This window comes from Micrococcus endophyticus (assembly GCF_014205115.1).
Taxonomy (GTDB): Bacteria; Actinomycetota; Actinomycetes; order Actinomycetales; family Micrococcaceae; genus Micrococcus; species Micrococcus endophyticus.
In genome coordinates, this window is the sequence record NZ_JACHMW010000001.1 from 1,952,529 (window position 1) to 1,968,662 (window position 16,134).

Below are 16,134 nucleotides of genomic sequence, written 5' to 3' on the forward strand. Positions count from 1 at the left end.
CCATGAAGTACCGCCCGCAGCACGAGGCCAACCCCCTGCCCTTCTCCCCCTTCAAGAGCTCCACCGTGCCGCGGCCCATCGGCTGGCTGTCCTCCGTGAGCACGGACGGAAAGGAGAACATCGCCCCCTACAGCCAGTGGCAGAACCTCACCTTCGACCCGCCCATGGTGATGTTCTCCGCGAACCAGTACCCGGACGGACGCCGCAAGGACACCGTCCTCAACGCGGAGCAGACCGGCTGGTTCGTGTGGAACATGGCCACCTACGACCTGCGCGAGGCCGTCAACGTCTCCGCCATGGCCCTGGAGCCGGGCGAGAGCGAGTGGGACCGCATCGCCGAGCACGGCGTCACCAAGGTCTACGCGGACAACCACCCCATCCCGATGGTCGCCGAGTCCCCCGTGCGCTTCGAGTGCCGCTACCACTCGACGCACCGCATCAAGGGCCACTCGAACGTCGGCACCATCGACGTGGTCTTCGCCCACGTGGACACCATCCACATCGACGACGACGTCATCACCGCCGACGGCCGCATCGACATCCCGCGCATCCAGCCGATCGCCCGCCTGGGCTACTTCGACTACACCGTGGTCCGGGAGACCTTCGAGATGCGGGTGCCCGGCGCCGACGGCGATGCCCAGGCCGGCCTCGAGGGGCGAGCATGAGCACCGCGGCCACCGGTGCGGCCCGGCCCGCTCCCGTGCCCGGGGCCCGCCCCCGGAGCCTGAAGGACATGCTGGCCGTGAACTTCGGCAACGCGCTGGAGTGGTACGACTGGAACGTCTACACGATCTTCGCCCCGGTCTTCGCGGCGCAGATCTTCCACGCGGACAACCCCACCTCCGAGCTGCTCGCCACCCTGGCCGTCTTCGCGGTGGGCTTCGTCGCCCGCCCCATCGGCGGCTACGTGTTCGGCGCCTACGCGGACCGGGTGGGCCGCAAGCGCAGCCTCTTCGCGGCGATGATGATCACCGCGCTCGGCAGCCTGATCATCGCCTTCACCCCCACCTACGGCACGGTGGGCGTCCTCGCCTCGGTGATCCTCGTCATTGCCCGCCTGCTGCAGGGCCTGGCGCACGGAGGCGAGATGGGCACCTCCGTGACCTACCTCGTGGAGCGGGCGCCGCAGGGCCGGCGCGGGCTGTTCGGGGCGACGTCGTGGGTGTCCGTGGTGGTGGGCACGATGCTGGCCACGCTCGTGGGCCTGGCCGTCAACACGCTGCTCTCCCACGAGCAGGTGGCGTCCTGGGGCTGGCGCGTGGCGTTCGGCATCGGCGGCGTGTTGGGCCTGTATGCGCTGTACCTGCGACGGAGCCTGACGGAGTCGGAGCACTTCACGGCGGCGCAGCAGGTGGTGCCCACCGCCGACGACGCTCCCCGCCGGGAGCCGGGTGCGGTGTGGCGCGGCCTGCTGACGATCTTCCTGGTCTCCGCGGGCGGCTCCCTGATGTTCTACACGTGGCTGATCTACCTGCCCACTCACGCGCAGGTGGCCCATCAGATGGACAAGTCCACCACCCTCTCGGCCTCGCTCGTGGCCCAGGTGATCTTCCTGGTCGCCATCCTCGGGGCGGGCCTGCTGGGCGACCGGGTCGGCCGCCGCCCGCTGGTCATCGCCTTCGGCCTGCTCTTCGTGGTGCTGCCGTTCCCGCTGTTCGGCATGCTGGACGGCACCTTCGCCTCGTTCCTGCTCGTGCAGACCATCGCCCTGCTGGCCGTGGCGCTGCTGTTCGGCGTCAACGGCGCCGTCTGGTCCGAGGCGCTGCCCACGGCGGTGCGCGCCAAGGGCGTGGCCACCATGCTCTCGCTGGCCACCGCGATCTTCGGCGGCACAGCGCCGTACCTGATCACGTGGCTGACGGCACAGGGCTGGACCAGCGCGTTCCCGATCTACCTCATGGTGATCGGCGGCCTCACCGGGTTGACCGGCCTGGTCATGAAGGAGACGAAGGACGTGGACCTGGCGGCCTGAGCCGGGACCGACCACACACAGAAGTGCTCACGACTCGCCGCGCGCCCGAATGGCAGACGGCGAGTCGTGAGCACAAAGCGAGAGACGGGGCTTTCTGCCCCCTCAGTGCCCCTCGGCCTCGGCGCCCTCGGACTCCTCGGCCAGGTCCTGCGGCTCGGCGTCGGCGGACACGCCCGCGAGCGCCTCCGCCACGGCGGCCAGCACGGACCCGTCGCGCAGGGCCTGCTCGGCGGCGGCCAGCTGCGGGGCCATGTACTGGTCCGGGCCGGGGCCGGGGACGCCGGCCTCGCGGATCACGCGGACGGCGGCACCGGTCGCGGCGGAGGGCTGCAGCGGGGCGCGCAGCTCGATCGCCCGGGCGGCGGCCACGAGCTCGACGGCGAGCACGCGGCGGAAGTTCTCCACGGCCGAGCGCAGCTTGCGGGCGGCGTGCCAGCCCATGGAGACGTGGTCCTCCTGCATCGCGGAGGACGGGATGGAGTCCACGGACGCGGGCACGGCCAGACGCTTCATGTCCGAGACGAGCCCGGCCTGCGTGTACTGGGCGATCATCATGCCGGAGTCCACGCCCGGGTCGTCCACGAGGAACGCGGGCAGCCCGTGCGAGCGGGCCGGGTCCAGCATGCGGTCGGTGCGGCGCTCGGACATGCTGGCGACGTCGGCCACCGGGATGGCCAGGAAGTCCAGCACGTACGCCACGGGCGCCCCGTGGAAGTTGCCGTTCGAGCTCACCCGGCCGTCGTCGAGCACCACCGGGTTGTCCACGGTGGCGGCGAGCTCGCGCTCGGCCACGGTGCGCACATACGCGAGGGTGTCGCGCAGGCCGCCGGCCACCTGCGGGGCGCAGCGCAGCGAGTAGGCGTCCTGCACGCGGGAGTCGCCCTCCTTGTGGCTGGCCACGATCGGCGAGCCCACCAGGATCTTCAGCATCCGGTCGGCGGAGGTCGCCTGGCCCGGGTGGGGGCGCAGCGGCAGGTGCAGCTCCGGCACGAACACGCGGTCGGTGCCGAGCAGTGCCTCCACGGACATGGCGGCGGTGAGGTCCACGGTGTCGGCGAGCTCCTCGAGGTCGGCCAGCGCCATGATCAGCATGCCGAGCATGCCCTCGGTGCCGTTGACGAGGGCCAGGCCCTCCTTCTCACGCAGCTCGACCGGGTCGATCCCGGCCTCGGCGAGCGCCTCGCCGGCCGGACGCAGCGCGCCGTCCGTCCCGACGACGTCGCCCTCGCCCATCAGCGCCAGGGCCACGTGGGAGAGCGGGGCGAGGTCGCCGGAGCAGCCCAGGGAGCCGAACTCGCGCACAGCGGGGGTGATGCCCGCGTTGAGCATGGCCACGAAGGTCTCGACCACCACGGGGCGCACGCCCGTGCGGCCGGAGGCCAGCGTGGTGGCGCGCAGGAACATGAGGGCGCGGACGACCTCGCGCTCCACCACGGGGCCCATGCCGGCGGCGTGGGAGCGGATCAGCGACTTCTGCAGCTGCGCGCGGGACTCGAGCGGGATGTGCTTGTCCGCGAGCGCGCCGAAGCCGGTGGACACACCGTAGGTGGGCGTCTCGGCCTCGGCCAGCGCCTCGACGTGGCGGCGCACCGCGCCGACGGTCTCGAGCACGTCGTCGGCGAGCACCACGCGGGCGTCGTGGCGGGCCACGGCGACGACGTCGTCCAGGGTGGCCCCGGACGTGCCGAGCGTGACGGTGGCGGGAGGGGTGGTCATGGTGATGCGTTCTCCTTGCTGTCGGTCGATCAGACGGCCCGGCGGCCGGCACGCCAGACCGCGTGGGTCAGCGGCATGCCGGGGCGGTAGGCCAGGTGGATGGCGGCGGGGGCGTCGAGCACGTGCAGGTCGGCGCGCTTGCCGACCTCGAGGCTGCCGACGCGGTCCTGCGCCCGCAGGCCGAGGGCCCCACCGAGGGTGGCGGCGCGCACGGCCTCGGCGAGGGTCAGGTGCATCTGCAGCACGGCGGTGCCCACGTTGAAGTTCATGGACGTGGTGTAGCTGGTGCCCGGGTTGCAGTTCGAGGCCAGGGAGACCTCGATGCCGGCGTCGAGCAGGCGACGCGCGGGCGCCAGCGGGGCGCGGGTGGACAGGTCGCACGCGGGCAGGCAGCCGGCCACGGTGCCGGGCGTGCCGGTGGCCGAGGCGCGGTCCCAGCCGGTCCAGGTGCCGGCCAGGGCCTCGACGTCCGCGTCGGAGAGGTGGTTAACGTGGTCCACGGAGGCGGCGTCGAACTCCACGGCCACGCCCACGCCCGGGCCCTGCTCGATCTGGTTGCCGTGCAGGCGCACACCCAGGCCCGCCGCCACGCCGGCGGCGAGCACGCGGCGGGTCTGCTCGGCGTCGAAGGCGCCGGTGTCGCAGAACACGTCCACCCAGCCCGCGTGCTCCCGCACGGCCTCGAGCATCGGTCCGACGACGTCGTCGAGGTAGCCCTCCGCGTCCCGGCCCGGGGGCACGAGGTGGGCGCCGAGGAAGGTCACCTCGTCCACGAGGCCCTCCTCGCGCAGCCCGGCCAGCAGGCGCGCGTGGCGCGCCTCCTCCTCCACGGTGAGCCCGTAGCCGGTCTTGGTCTCGAGGTAGGTGGTGCCGCCGGCCACCGCGTCGGCCACCCGGCCGCGGACCAGCTCGGCCAGGCGGTCGTCCGAGGCGGCGCGGGTGGCGGAGGTGGTCACGCCGATGCCGCCGGCCGCGTAGGACTCGCCGGCCATGCGGGCCTCGAACTCGGCGGAGCGGTCCCCGTCGAACACGAGGTGCGTGTGGGAGTCCACCCAGCCGGGCAGCACGGCGCGGCCCTCGACGGACACCCGGTCGTCCGCGTCCGGGGCGTCCGCGGCGGGGCCGATCCAGGCGATGCGCTCGTCCTCGACGACGACGGCCGCGTCCGTGAGCACCCGCCCTTCGGGGTCGACGGTGGTCAGCTCGGCGATGTCGGTGATGAGCGTGGAGCGCATGGGGGCCTCTCTGCGGGACGGACGGGGGTGGGGCGGTGGGGCGGGCCTCAGGTGAGCGCGGCCACCAGGTGGGCCAGCGGCGTGGCCAGCACGATGGTGAGCGCCACGCGCTCGACCCAGATCACCAGGAGGTGCCACATCTTCACGGGGATGTCCGTGGCCAGGATGGCAGGAACCACCGCGGAGAAGAAGATGATCGCGGAGACGCAGACGACGCCGATCACGAACCGGGCGACGAGGTCCTCGTGACCGGCCACCATCGTGGCCGGGATGAACATCTCGGCGATCGAGGTGGCGGAGGCCGAGGCCAGCAGGCCGGGGTCGGAGTAGCCGAGCGCCCAGAACAGCGGGTAGAAGATCACGCCGATCCACTCGAACACGGGCGTGTAGGTGGCCAGGACCAGGGCGATCAGGCCCACGGACATGATGGAGGGCAGGATCTGGAGCACCATCACGAGGCCGTCCCGGAAGTTGACCCAGATGTTCTTCGGCAGGGACGGGGCCTCGGCGAGGGTCTGCTCGGCGGCGCGCAGGGCCACGCGGAAGCGGTCTCGGGTGACGGCCTGCTCGGGCGAGTGCACCGCGCCGGGGTACACCTCGTCCGGGATGCGGCTCAGCGGCGGGATGCGCACGGTGATGGCCGTGACCACGAACGTCACCACGAGGGTGCCGAAGAAGTACCAGAGCCAGATGTCCATCAGGCCCAGCGTCTTGGCGACGATCACCATGAAGGTCGCGGACACCGTGGAGAAGCCGACGGCGATGATCGCCGCCTCGCGGGCCGTGTAGCGGCCGCCGGTGTACATGCGGTTCGTCAGCAGCAGGCCCAGGGCGTAGGAGCCCACGAAGGAGGCGACGGCGTCGACGGCGGCGCGACCGGGCACGTGCCAGATCGGCCGCATGGCCGGGCGCAGGTAGACGCCCACGAACTCCATGAGGCCGTAGCCGATCACGAGGGCCAGGAAGACGCCGCCGATGGGGACGATCAGGCCCACGGGCACCACGAGCTTGTCCATCAGGAACGGGCCGATGCTCTCGTCCAGGATCCAGCTCGGGCCCACGCCGAACACGACCATCGCCGAGGCGACCAGGCCGAGCACGGCGAGGAGGGCGAAGACCGTCCGCGTGGTGCTGGTCCGCCAGCGGCCCGAGGCGAACGGGTACACGGCGCCGGCGGCGATGATGGCCAGGCCCACCCAGCGGTCGGCCGGGCCGAGCAGCCCGCGCACCCAGGTCACCAGGTGGTCCAGGGGGATGGAGCTCGCCCCGTTGATCGTGACGGGCACGAAGAACATGACGATGCCGATCGCCGAGTAGACGATCATGCGCCAGCGCGCCGGCGGGCGGGGCGCGTCGGCCTCGATCGCGGCCATCGCGGTGGTGTCGGCGTGCAGCTCGTGGTCTGCGGGGCGGGACGAGTCCATCGTGGTGTCCTTTCGATCGCGAGCCGGACGGGCGGGCGCCCGTCCGGCTCGCGGCGGTGAAGTCGTCGGACGGCGACGGCGCGGCGGCACCGTCGTCCGACGACGTGACCGGGGTCAGTCCCGGATCGTGGCCTCCATGGGCACACGGACGCCGCGCTCGGCGGCGACCTCGGCGGCGCGGGAGTAGCCGGCGTCGACGTGGCGGATGACGCCCATGCCCGGGTCGTTGGTGAGCAGCGCCTCGAGCTTGGCCGCGGCCAGCTCGGTGCCGTCGGCCAGGCCGACCTGGCCGGCGTGGATGGAGCGGCCGATGCCGACGCCGCCACCGTGGTGGATCGACACCCAGGTGGCGCCGGAGGAGGTGGCGGTCAGCGCGTTGAGCAGCGGCCAGTCGGCGATCGCGTCGGAGCCGTCCAGCATGGACTCGGTCTCGCGGTACGGGGAGGCCACGGAGCCGGAGTCGAGGTGGTCGCGGCCGATCACGATCGGCGCCTTGACCTTGCCCTCGGCCACGAGCTGGTTGAAGAGCAGGCCGGCCTTGTGGCGCTCGCCGTAGCCCAGCCAGCAGATGCGGGCCGGCAGCCCCTCGAACTCCACGAACTCGGCGGCGCCGTCGAGCCAGCGGTGCAGGTGCTCGTTCTCGGGGAACAGCTCCTTCAGGGCCTCGTCGGTCACGCGGATGTCCTCCGGGTCGCCGGAGAGCGCGGCCCAGCGGAACGGGCCGAGGCCCTCGCAGAACAGCGGGCGGATGTAGGCCGGGACGAAGCCCGGGAACTCGAACGCGCGGGAGTAGCCGGCCTTGCGGGCCTCATCGCGGATGGAGTTGCCGTAGTCGAACACCTCGGCGCCGATGTCCTGGAAGCCGACCATGGCCTCGACCTGACGGGCCATGGACTCCTGGGCCTTCTTGGTAAAGGTCTCCGGGTCGCCCTCGGCCTCGGCCTGCCAGTCGGCCTCGGCGATCTCTATCGGCAGGTAGGACAGCGGGTCGTGCGCGGAGGTCTGGTCCGTGACGATGTCGATCTCGATCTCGCCGCGCTTCTGGCGCTCGAGCAGCTCGGGGAAGACCTCGGCGGCGTTGCCCACGAGACCCACGGAGACGGCCTCGCCGTCGCGCTTGGCCTGCATGACGCGCTCGACGGCCTTGTCGATGTCCGTCTCCACCTCGTCCAGGTAGCGCTTGCCCATGCGGCGGCGCAGGCGGCCCTCCGAGACGTCCACGATCAGGCAGACGCCGCCGTTGAGGGTGACGGCCAGGGGCTGGGCGCCGCCCATGCCGCCGCAGCCGCCGGTGAGGGTGAGGGTGCCCTTGAGGGAGCCGTCGTAGCGCTTGCGGCCGATCGCGGCGAAGGTCTCGTAGGTGCCCTGCAGGATGCCCTGGGTGGCGATGTAGATCCAGGAGCCGGCGGTCATCTGGCCGTACATCATGAGGCCCTCGGCCTCGAGCTTGCGGAACTCCGGCCACGTGGCCCAGTCGCCCACGAGGTTGGAGTTGGCGATCAGCACGCGCGGGGCCCACTTGTTGGTGCGGAACACGCCCACCGGCTTGCCGGACTGCACCAGGAGGGTCTCGTCCTCCTCGAGGTCCTTGAGGGTGGCGACGATGGCGTCGTAGGCCTCCCAGGAGCGGGCCGCGCGGCCGGTGCCGCCGTAGACGACGAGGTCCTCGGGACGCTCGGCGACCTCGGGGTCCAGGTTGTTCATGAGCATCCGCAGCGGGGCCTCGGTCTGCCAGGACTTGGCGGAGAGCTCGGTGCCGCGCGGGGCGCGGATGGTGCGGGACGGGTCGTGCTGGGTGAAGCCCACGGCCATGGCAGTTCCTCTCGACGGGGTGCGTGCGCCGCCGGGACGGGTGGCCCCGGTGATTTCACGGATCGGCATGCACTTTCCGAACATTGAAACAGTGACTCGGCTCACGCGCAAGCCTGATCCGCGTGTCCCGCACCCGCTACGCTCCCTGTCATGACCACCACCCCCACCGCCTCGACGCGCACCGTGGATCGGGCCCTGGACCTGCTCGCCGCCGTCACCGAGCAGCCCCGGCTGAGCCTGACCGAGGCCGCCCGCGCCACGGAGCTGCCGGCGTCCACGGCGCTGCGCCTGCTGCGCAGCCTCGAGGGATCCGGCTTCGTGGCCCGCGACGACGACGGCGCCTACCGCCCCGGCGTGCGCCTCATCCAGCTCGGGGCGCGGGCCTTCTCCCGGGACTCGCTCGTGCAGCTGGCCCGCGGGCCGATGGACCACGTCGTGGCCGCCACGGGAGAATCCGTCTACCTCTCGGTGACGACCCCTCCGGCCTCCGCCGTCTACCTGGCGATCGTGGAGGGCACGCACTCGGTCCGCCACACGAACTGGGTCGGACGCACCGTCCCCCTGGCGGGCACGGCCGTGGGCGACGCCCTGCGCGGCAGCGTGGCCGCGGGGGACTACACGCTGCGCACCCGTTCCGTGGAGAAGGACGTCACCTCGCTGTCCGCCCCCATCAGCGTGGCGGGCACGGTGGTCGGTGCGCTCAGTACGCTCGTGCCGGCCTACCGCTGCACGGACGAGCTGGCGGACCGGTGCGGGGCAGCCCTCGTCGCCGCCACCGACGAACTGGCACACCTGCTCGGGGCGGCCGACACTCCCAGGGAACGCCCAGCCGACTCCCCTGGAAAGCCCAAGGCGAGTTCGTAGGCTGAAGCCACCTCATCGAAGGTGCGAGTGATGACGGAGAAGGCCCCGGGCCCGGCGAGAGCCGGAACCGGGGCCTTTCTCTGTGCCCGGCGCCCGAGACGCCGGTTGCGGGGATCAGCGGCGGGAGGAGACGACGCCCGCCCAGAGGCCGCCGAGCAGGCCGGCCACCGGCAGCATCCAGTACAGGTGCAGGCCCGAGCCGTAGAGGGCGGTGTTGGAGAACACCGCGAACACGCCCACGGCGCCGAGGAAGCCGCCGACCACGCCACCGACCACGTAGCGCACGACGGAGCGGGCGGCCCCGCCCATCAGCAGCACGATCAGGTAGCCGGCCGCGCCCGCCAGGGCGCCGCCCACCAGGCCGAACATGAACGACTGCACCAGCACGACCCAGCCGCGGCCGGTCTCGCCCAGCGCCACGGAGCCGTTGGGATCACCCAGGCCGCCGGTGAGCACACGCACGACGTCGCCGATGATCACGACGAGCACCGAGACGAGCATGACGCGGTTGGTGAAGCCCCAGCCGTCCACCGGGCGCAGCGGCTCGAGCACCTCCTCCTCCACCACGGCGTGGCGCACGGGGCGGGCCGGGGCGGTGTGGGCGTTCGCGCTGTGGGGCTGGACGGCGTGGCTGCCGTCGGCGTTGATGGTCATCTCTGATCTCCCGTCCCGCCCCGGGCGGGGCGCGTTCCGGGCGCCAGGGCGCCCGTCTGGTTGCACGTCTGGTTGCACGTCTGACGTGATTTTAGGCTTTTCCCAGCCCGAGGGGGTAATGGTGACCCGTCCGCCGGGCGGGGGCGGCTCAGAGGACGTCGGTGCGGCGGTTGGCGAGCGAGGGGAGGAACTCCCGGACCTCGTCGATCCGCTCGCGGGTGACCTCCGCGGTCACCACGGCCTCCCGCTCGTCGGCGAGCTCGGCGACGGGCAGCGCCAGCGGGTCCACGATCATCGAGTGGCCCACGGTGCCGTCCGAGCACGTGTCCGCCGCGGCCACCCACACCGTGTTCTCCACCGCGCGGGCCTTGAGCAGGGTGCGCCAGTGCTCCACCTTGTGCTCGCCGGAGAACCACGCCGCGGGGATCACGAGCACGTCCGCGCCCTCCACCGCGAGACGCCGGGACAGCTCGGGGAAGCGCAGGTCGTAGCAGGTGAGCAGGCCCAGGCGGAGCCCGCCGAGCTCGATCGCCGCGACGCCGCCGTCGCCGGGGCTGATCCGGTCCGATTCGCGATGCGCGAACGCGTCGTAGAGGTGGAGCTTGCGGTACGCGCCCAGCCGGGCGCCATCCGCGCCCACCGCCAGCAGCGTGTTGTAGGGACGCCGGTCCGGTCCGGGCTCGTAGCCGCCCGCGACGACGGCGATCCCGTGCTCACGCGCCAGCGCGGCCAGGCCCGCGGCGAACGGCTCCCAGGCCGCGGCGACGGCGTCGGGGAACTCCTCCCCCACCTCGCGGGCCCCGAGCATGGCCTCCTCGGGCAGCACCAGGAGTTCCGCCCCCTCGCCCGCGGCGCGGGCGGCGAGGCGGGCCATCACGGCCAGGTTCGCCTCGACGTCGCCCACGGGCCCGAACTGTCCGACGCTGATCCTCATGCCCCCAGCCTAGCCACGCCCCCACCCCGGGCACTTTCGTGCCGCCCGGACGGCCATCACCCCTGGTCAGAGCCTGGTCGAGGCCCCACGCTGAGGGGACAGCACCGTCCCGGCCGCGGCCGGCCCGATGCTGCGTCCCCAGCACGTCGCGCGCGAACGCGCGCGGCGCCGTCGAGCACAAGGAGCACGACATGACCACCCAGCAGCCCGACATCCCCGGCACCCCGGGCCCCCGCACCCCCGACCTTGAGGAGCGGACCGCGCCGACGTCGTCGGACGACGCCGCCATGCCGGCCCCGGACCAGCGCGGCCCGGCCTCGGTCTCGCCCACCGGCCAGGACACCGGGGCCGACCCCGCCACGGCGGCCCAGGGCTGCCCGTACCTGACCACCGCCCACGGCACGCGCCTGCAGGACTCGGACCACTCCCTCAAGGCCGGCCGCCGCGGCCCCACCCTGTTGCAGGACCACCACCTGCGCGAGAAGATCAGCCACTTCGACCACGAGCGCATCCCCGAGCGCGTCGTCCACGCGCGCGGCGCCGGCGCCCACGGCGTGTTCCGCGGCTACGGCACCGCCGCGAAGATCACCCGGGCCGGCGTGTTCGCCAAGGACAAGGAGACGCCCGTCTTCGTGCGCTTCTCCACCGTGGCCGGCTCGCGCGGCTCGTTCGACCTGGCCCGCGACACCCGCGGCTTCGCCACGAAGTTCTACACGGACGAGGGCACGTGGGACCTGGTGGGCAACAACATGCCCGTGTTCTTCGTCCAGGACGCCATGAAGTTCCCGGACGTGGTGCACTCCGTGAAGCCGCACCCGGACCGCGAGATCCCGCAGGCCCAGTCGGCGCACGACACGTTCTGGGACTTCGTCTCCCTGCACACCGAGGCGCAGCACCACACCATCTGGAACATGTCCGACCGCGGCATCCCGCGCTCGTACCGCATGATGGAGGGCTTCGGCGTCCACACGTACCGGTTCATCGCGGCGGACGGCACGACGTCGCTGGTCAAGTTCCACTGGAAGCCGAAGCTGGGCGCCCACTCGGTGACGTGGGAGGAGGCGCTCGTGACGAATGGCGCCGACCCCGACTTCCACCGCCGCGACCTCGCCGACGCGATCGAGGCCGGCGCCTTCCCGGAGTGGGAGCTCGGCGTGCAGGTGTTCGAGGACACCGAGGACCAGACGGTCGAGGGCATCGACCTGCTGGACCCCACCAAGCTGGTGCCGGAGGAGCTGGTTCCGGTGCAGCCGATCGGTCTGATGACCCTGAACGCGAACCCCACGAACTACTTCGCGGAGACCGAGCAGGTGGCGTTCAACCCGGCCAACCTGGTGCCCGGCATCGACGTCACGAACGACCCGCTCCTGCAGGGCCGTCTCTTCTCCTACCTGGACACCCAGATCACGCGCCTCGGCGGGCCCAACTGGACCCAGCTGCCCATCAACCGCCCGCACGCCCAGGTCAACGACATGCTGCGCGACGGCATGCACCAGTCCGCCGTGCACCGCGGCGTGGCCCCCTACCGGCCGAACTCCCTCGATGGCGGCATGCCGTTCGAGGCCCCCGCCGACGAGCGCGCGTTCATCGACCATCCGGAGCCGCTGCCGGCGTCGGTCAAGGAGCGCGCCCACGCGGCCTCCTTCGACGACCACTTCTCCCAGGCCCGCCTCTTCTTCCTCTCCCTGAGCGAAGTGGAGCGCGAGCACGTGGCGCAGGCGTACACGTTCGAGCTCGGCAAGTGCTTCGAGGAGACGGTGCGGGTGCGGCAGCTGCGCGCCCTGGCCGCGATCGACGCGCGCCTGGCTGAGACCGTGGCCGCCGGCCTCGGCCGGGAGGTGCCGGAGCCGGCCGAGTCGCCGGCGGACGTCACGCCCTCGCCGGCCCTCTCCCAGGTGGGCGGCCAGTGGCCGCTCGACGGCCGGCAGGTGGGCCTCGTGGTGGGACCGGAGGCGGACGCCGGGGAGCTCGGCACCGCCGTGCAGGGCATCCACGACGCGGGCATGGTCCCGCTCGTGATCGCTCCGCGAGGCGGGCCGGTGGCTGACGGGATCGTGGCGCAGCGGACCTACCTGACCGCGGCGTCGGTCGAGCTCGACGCCGTCGTCGTGATGGGGGCGACCCCGCCCGCGGCCGACGCGCAGCACGGGCTGGACGCGAAGTCCGCTGCGGACGCGCCCGAGGGCGTGGACCCGCGCGTCGCCAAGCTGGTGCAGGAGGCGTGGCGGCAGGCCAAGGCCGTCCTCGGCGTGGGCGAGGGCGCGGCCGTGCTGGACGCGCTGAAGATCACCGGGACGCTGGGCGTGGAGTCGGTGGAGGGCGGCGCGGCCGCCGTGGCGAAGCTCCGGGAGCTCATGCCCGCGCACCGCGTGTGGGAGCGCTTCGGCACCACGGGCCGCTTCGCCGACTGACCCGGCCCACCCCGGCACGGGCGGCACCTTCGTGTGGGAAACGGGAGCCCCGTTTCCCACACGAAGGTGCCGGCGGCTCCCGTCTCCCGCACGAAAGCGACGAACGGACGACGACGGCGGCGCCTCAACCTCCCGTCTCCCGCACGAAAGCGGGGGCGGGCGCTGAGGCGCGCGCCGTCGTCGCCCGCGCGGGTCAGCCGTCGATGAGGTCGCGGACCTGGACCACCTGGTCGCGGCCCGGACCCACGCCGATCGCGGAGATCCGGCAGCCCGAGAGCTTCTCGAGGGCCTCCACGTAGCGCTGGGCGTTCAGCGGCAGGTCGGTGAACTCGCGCGCGCCGGAGATGTCCTCGGTCCAGCCGTCGAAGTGCTCGAAGATCGGCTTGGCGTGGTGGAACTCGGTCTGCGTCATGGGCATGCGGTCGTGCCGGACGCCGTCGACGTCGTACGCCACGCACACCGGGATGGACGCGATGCCGGTCAGCACGTCCAGCTTCGTGAGGAAGTAGTCCGTGAAGCCGTTGATGCGGGCCGCGTAGTGGGCCATCACGGCGTCGTACCAGCCGGTGCGGCGGGGGCGGCCGGTGTTCACGCCGAACTCGCCGCCGGTGGCGCGCAGCTGCTCGCCCATCTCGTCGAAGAGCTCGGTGGGGAACGGGCCGGCGCCCACGCGGGTGGTGTAGGCCTTCACGATGCCGATGGTGCGGGAGAACCGGGTGGGGCCGATGCCCGCGCCCACGGACGCGCCGCCGGCGGTCGGGTTGGAGGAGGTGACGAACGGGTAGGTGCCGTGGTCCACGTCCAGGTAGGTGGCCTGGCCGCCCTCCATGAGCACCACCTTGCCCTCGTCCAGGGCGTCGTTGAGCAGGTTGACGGAGTCCACGACCATGGGGCGCAGGCGCTCGGCGTAGCCGAGGAAGTACTCGGCGACCTCGTCCACGGTGACGGCCCGGCGGTTGTAGAGCTTGACCAGCAGCTCGTTCTTCTGCCGCAGGGCGCCCTCGATCTTCTGGCGCAGGATGGACTCGTCGAAGATGTCCTGCACGCGGATGCCGAGGCGGGCCACCTTGTCCATGTAGGTGGGGCCGATGCCGCGGCCGGTGGTGCCGATGGCGCGCTTGCCGAGGAACCGCTCGGTGACCTTGTCCATGGTTTGGTGGTACGGCGCCACCAGGTGGGCGTTGGCGGAGATCTTCAGGTGGGCGCAGGAGTGGCCGCGGGACTCGAGCCCGTCGATCTCCTCGAACAGCGCCTCCAGGTTCACCACCACGCCGTTGCCGATCACGGGGGTCGCGTTGGGCGAGAGGATGCCGGCGGGCAGGAGCTTGAGCTCGAACTTCTCGCCGTTGACGACGACGGTGTGGCCGGCGTTGTTGCCGCCGTTCGGCTTGACGACGTAGTCCACCCGCCCGCCCAGCAGGTCGGTGGCCTTGCCCTTGCCCTCGTCGCCCCACTGGGCTCCGACGATCGCGATCGCTGGCATCTGCATCTCTCCTCAGGGCCGCGGGTCGCCCCGTTCGGGCCCATACATGGAAGACGCCTCCTTGCAGTGCGCACGGAGGCCGTACCCCCGAATCCTACCAGCGTGACGGATGCCACCCTCTGGCTACGCTGGCTCCATGAGCACCGCAGCGCCCCACACACAGCACTCGGGCGTCACCGCCCCGGCCCCCACCCGCAAGGGCCCGAGCGTGGGCACGTGGCGCCCCTGGGCCGTGCTGCCGTGGGCGCTGGCCCTCCTCGCCTTGCCCTTGATCGCGCTCGCCCTACGCTCCAACTTCGGCGCGAACGGCTGGATGACGGTCGTCTACATGCTCTTCGGCGCCCTGCCCCACGAGCTCTTCCTCATGCTCATGGTGGGGAGCCTGTTCCTCCTGCCCCGCGTGAACCCGCTGGACGAGCAGCGGGGCGGCATCCGGCTGGGCCGCCTGCTGCACACGCTGCTGGGCGTCTGCTGGGGGTCCTTCGCGCTGGCCGCGATCCTCTTCCCCGACGCCGGCGACCACCCGGACTCCGCCGCCACGACCCCGGTGCTCATGGACCTGCTCGGCAAGAGCACCGCGATGGACGTCGGCTCCGTGGCAGGCCTCGCCCTCGCGGCCGTCAGCGCGCTCACCGGTCTCGCGGTGATCGTGGTGTGCGTGGTGCGGCGGATCCGCGTCGTTCGCTGAGCATGCTCCCGACGACGGCGGTCAGCGAGTTCCCGTTCCTCACCGTGAACCAGGCCCGCGTGATCGACTACTTCGCCGAGTACGCCGAGCGCGGCCCGGCCCGGATCACCCCGGACTTCGGCTACGAGTTCCTCGAGCTGGAGGTCCAGGAGGGCGAGGAGCACCCCGTGCAGGTCCGCCTCCGCGACCCGCAGGGGCAGGAGCGCACGGTGCGCGCCACGTACGTGGTGGGCTGCGACGGCTCGCGCAGCCGGGTCCGCGACTGCACGGGCATCGAGGTCGTGCGCGACCCCTCGGCCCATGCCTGGTCCGTCATGGACGTCCTGCTCGAGACCGACTTCCCGGACATCCGCCAGAAGTGCGGCATCCAGTCGGACAAGGACGGCACGATCCTGCTGATCCCCCGCGAGGGCGGCTTCCTCGCGCGCTTCTCCGTGTCCCTGGGCAGCATCGACGACGCCCCCCGGCCGAGGTCGGGCGGCGGAATCCGCGCGTGTTCATCGCCGGCGACGCCTGCCACACCCACTCCGCCCAGGCCGGCCAGGGCATGAACGTGTCCATGCAGGACGGCTGGAACCTGACCTGGAAGCTCGGCCAGGTCCTCGAGGGCCGCGGTGCGCCGCGTGGCGGACACGTCCCCGCGCCAGCTGGGGCACCTGTTCGAGGCGGACGGCCGGTGGCGGCTCTACGCCTTCGCGGACGAGGACCGGACCGCGGTGCGGGAGCTGGCGGACTGGCTCGCGGACTCCCCCGACTCCCCGGTGCGCCGCTTCACCCCCGAGGGCGCGGACCTCAACTCCGTGTTCGACGCGAAGGTGGTCTACCAGCAGCCCTACCAGGAGGTGGAGCTGGCCGACGTGCCGGCGCTGTTCCTGCCCAAGATGGGCCCGTACCAGCTCACGGACAAGGAGGAGGTGTTCGCGGCGGACCCGGCCGACGAC

At 72.3% G+C, this 16,134-nt stretch carries 12 protein-coding genes and 1 pseudogene; 6 read left to right on the forward strand and 7 right to left on the reverse strand.

All coding sequences use genetic code 11. The annotated features are described in order from the left end of the window. Positions 1 to 2 precede the first annotated feature (2 nt). The gene (locus HDA33_RS08885) at positions 3 to 665 is read left to right on the forward strand and encodes a flavin reductase family protein (protein ID WP_184172616.1); all 663 of its coding nucleotides are present in this window, start codon (positions 3 to 5) and stop codon (positions 663 to 665) included. Continuing rightward, positions 662 to 1,972 (forward strand): MFS transporter, encoded by a 1,311-nt coding sequence (locus HDA33_RS08890; RefSeq protein WP_184172618.1) that lies wholly within the window; start codon positions 662 to 664, stop codon positions 1,970 to 1,972. Before HDA33_RS08885 ends, HDA33_RS08890 begins: the two co-directional genes overlap by 4 nt. Before the next feature lie 102 nt (positions 1,973 to 2,074). Here HDA33_RS08890 and hutH read toward each other — a convergent pair whose 3' ends face one another. From hutH to hutU, 4 genes are all read right to left on the reverse strand, one after another. Continuing rightward, positions 2,075 to 3,688, reverse strand: a complete 1,614-nt coding sequence (hutH, locus tag HDA33_RS08895) for a histidine ammonia-lyase (protein WP_184172620.1) — start codon at positions 3,686 to 3,688, stop codon at positions 2,075 to 2,077. Between the two features lie 29 nt (positions 3,689 to 3,717). After that, complete coding sequence (gene hutI, locus HDA33_RS08900) at positions 3,718 to 4,923, reverse strand: imidazolonepropionase (RefSeq protein WP_184172622.1); 1,206 nt, start codon at positions 4,921 to 4,923, stop codon at positions 3,718 to 3,720. 47 nt (positions 4,924 to 4,970) lie between these two features. After that, positions 4,971 to 6,347 carry a YjiH family protein gene (locus tag HDA33_RS08905; protein WP_184172624.1) on the reverse strand — a complete coding sequence of 459 codons (1,377 nt, stop codon included), beginning with the start codon at positions 6,345 to 6,347 and terminating at the stop codon, positions 4,971 to 4,973. Positions 6,348 to 6,461: 114 nt separating this feature from the next. Continuing rightward, positions 6,462 to 8,159, reverse strand: coding sequence for a urocanate hydratase (gene hutU / locus HDA33_RS08910; protein ID WP_184172626.1), 1,698 nt, complete (start codon positions 8,157 to 8,159; stop codon positions 6,462 to 6,464). A gap of 150 nt (positions 8,160 to 8,309) precedes the next feature. Between hutU and HDA33_RS08915 the strand changes: the two genes are divergently transcribed. Continuing rightward, a complete protein-coding gene (locus tag HDA33_RS08915) occupies positions 8,310 to 9,023 on the forward strand; it encodes an IclR family transcriptional regulator (protein WP_158493611.1) in 714 nt (237 codons plus the stop codon). Between the two features lie 114 nt (positions 9,024 to 9,137). Here the strand turns inward: HDA33_RS08915 and HDA33_RS08920 are convergent, their stop codons facing one another. Together HDA33_RS08920 and HDA33_RS08925 are read right to left on the reverse strand one after the other, a co-directional pair. Further along, the gene (locus tag HDA33_RS08920) at positions 9,138 to 9,677 is read right to left on the reverse strand and encodes a hypothetical protein (RefSeq protein WP_184172628.1); all 540 of its coding nucleotides are present in this window, start codon (positions 9,675 to 9,677) and stop codon (positions 9,138 to 9,140) included. 148 nt (positions 9,678 to 9,825) lie between these two features. Next, a complete protein-coding gene (locus HDA33_RS08925; RefSeq protein WP_184172630.1) occupies positions 9,826 to 10,611 on the reverse strand; it encodes a carbon-nitrogen hydrolase family protein in 786 nt (261 codons plus the stop codon). 191 nt (positions 10,612 to 10,802) lie between these two features. Here HDA33_RS08925 and HDA33_RS08930 point away from each other — a divergent pair, with 191 nt between their 5' ends. Continuing rightward, positions 10,803 to 13,022 carry a catalase gene (locus HDA33_RS08930; RefSeq protein ID WP_184172632.1) on the forward strand — a complete coding sequence of 740 codons (2,220 nt, stop codon included), beginning with the start codon at positions 10,803 to 10,805 and terminating at the stop codon, positions 13,020 to 13,022. A 193-nt stretch (positions 13,023 to 13,215) separates the two neighbouring features. On the opposite strand, the gene HDA33_RS08935 is transcribed toward HDA33_RS08930, so the two are convergent. Then, positions 13,216 to 14,505, reverse strand: coding sequence for an adenylosuccinate synthase (locus tag HDA33_RS08935; protein ID WP_184173893.1), 1,290 nt, complete (start codon positions 14,503 to 14,505; stop codon positions 13,216 to 13,218). A 136-nt stretch (positions 14,506 to 14,641) separates the two neighbouring features. On the opposite strand from HDA33_RS08935, the gene HDA33_RS08940 reads away from it, so the two are divergent. Both HDA33_RS08940 and HDA33_RS08945 read left to right on the forward strand, forming a co-directional pair. Next, positions 14,642 to 15,193: a hypothetical protein gene (locus HDA33_RS08940; protein ID WP_184172634.1), complete on the forward strand. Its 552-nt coding sequence runs from the start codon at positions 14,642 to 14,644 to the stop codon at positions 15,191 to 15,193. A gap of 14 nt (positions 15,194 to 15,207) precedes the next feature. Next, positions 15,208 to 16,113, forward strand: a pseudogene (locus HDA33_RS08945) (FAD-dependent monooxygenase); the annotation flags it as partial. Between the last annotated feature and the right edge of the window lie 21 nt (positions 16,114 to 16,134).

Bases quoted from the DNA above. Each gene is read 5' to 3' on its own strand.
- HDA33_RS08885 (WP_184172616.1), top strand. From the start codon at position 3: ATGAAGTACCGCCCGCAGCACGAGGCCAACCCCCTGCCCTTCTCCCCC.
- HDA33_RS08890 (WP_184172618.1), top strand. From the start codon at position 662: ATGAGCACCGCGGCCACCGGTGCGGCCCGGCCCGCTCCCGTGCCCGGG.
- hutH (WP_184172620.1), bottom strand. From the start codon at position 3,688: ATGACCACCCCTCCCGCCACCGTCACGCTCGGCACGTCCGGGGCCACC.
- hutI (WP_184172622.1), bottom strand. From the start codon at position 4,923: ATGCGCTCCACGCTCATCACCGACATCGCCGAGCTGACCACCGTCGAC.
- HDA33_RS08905 (WP_184172624.1), bottom strand. From the start codon at position 6,347: ATGGACTCGTCCCGCCCCGCAGACCACGAGCTGCACGCCGACACCACC.
- hutU (WP_184172626.1), bottom strand. From the start codon at position 8,159: ATGGCCGTGGGCTTCACCCAGCACGACCCGTCCCGCACCATCCGCGCC.
- HDA33_RS08915 (WP_158493611.1), top strand. From the start codon at position 8,310: ATGACCACCACCCCCACCGCCTCGACGCGCACCGTGGATCGGGCCCTG.
- HDA33_RS08920 (WP_184172628.1), bottom strand. From the start codon at position 9,677: ATGACCATCAACGCCGACGGCAGCCACGCCGTCCAGCCCCACAGCGCG.
- HDA33_RS08925 (WP_184172630.1), bottom strand. From the start codon at position 10,611: ATGAGGATCAGCGTCGGACAGTTCGGGCCCGTGGGCGACGTCGAGGCG.
- HDA33_RS08930 (WP_184172632.1), top strand. From the start codon at position 10,803: ATGACCACCCAGCAGCCCGACATCCCCGGCACCCCGGGCCCCCGCACC.
- HDA33_RS08935 (WP_184173893.1), bottom strand. From the start codon at position 14,505: ATGCCAGCGATCGCGATCGTCGGAGCCCAGTGGGGCGACGAGGGCAAG.
- HDA33_RS08940 (WP_184172634.1), top strand. From the start codon at position 14,642: ATGAGCACCGCAGCGCCCCACACACAGCACTCGGGCGTCACCGCCCCG.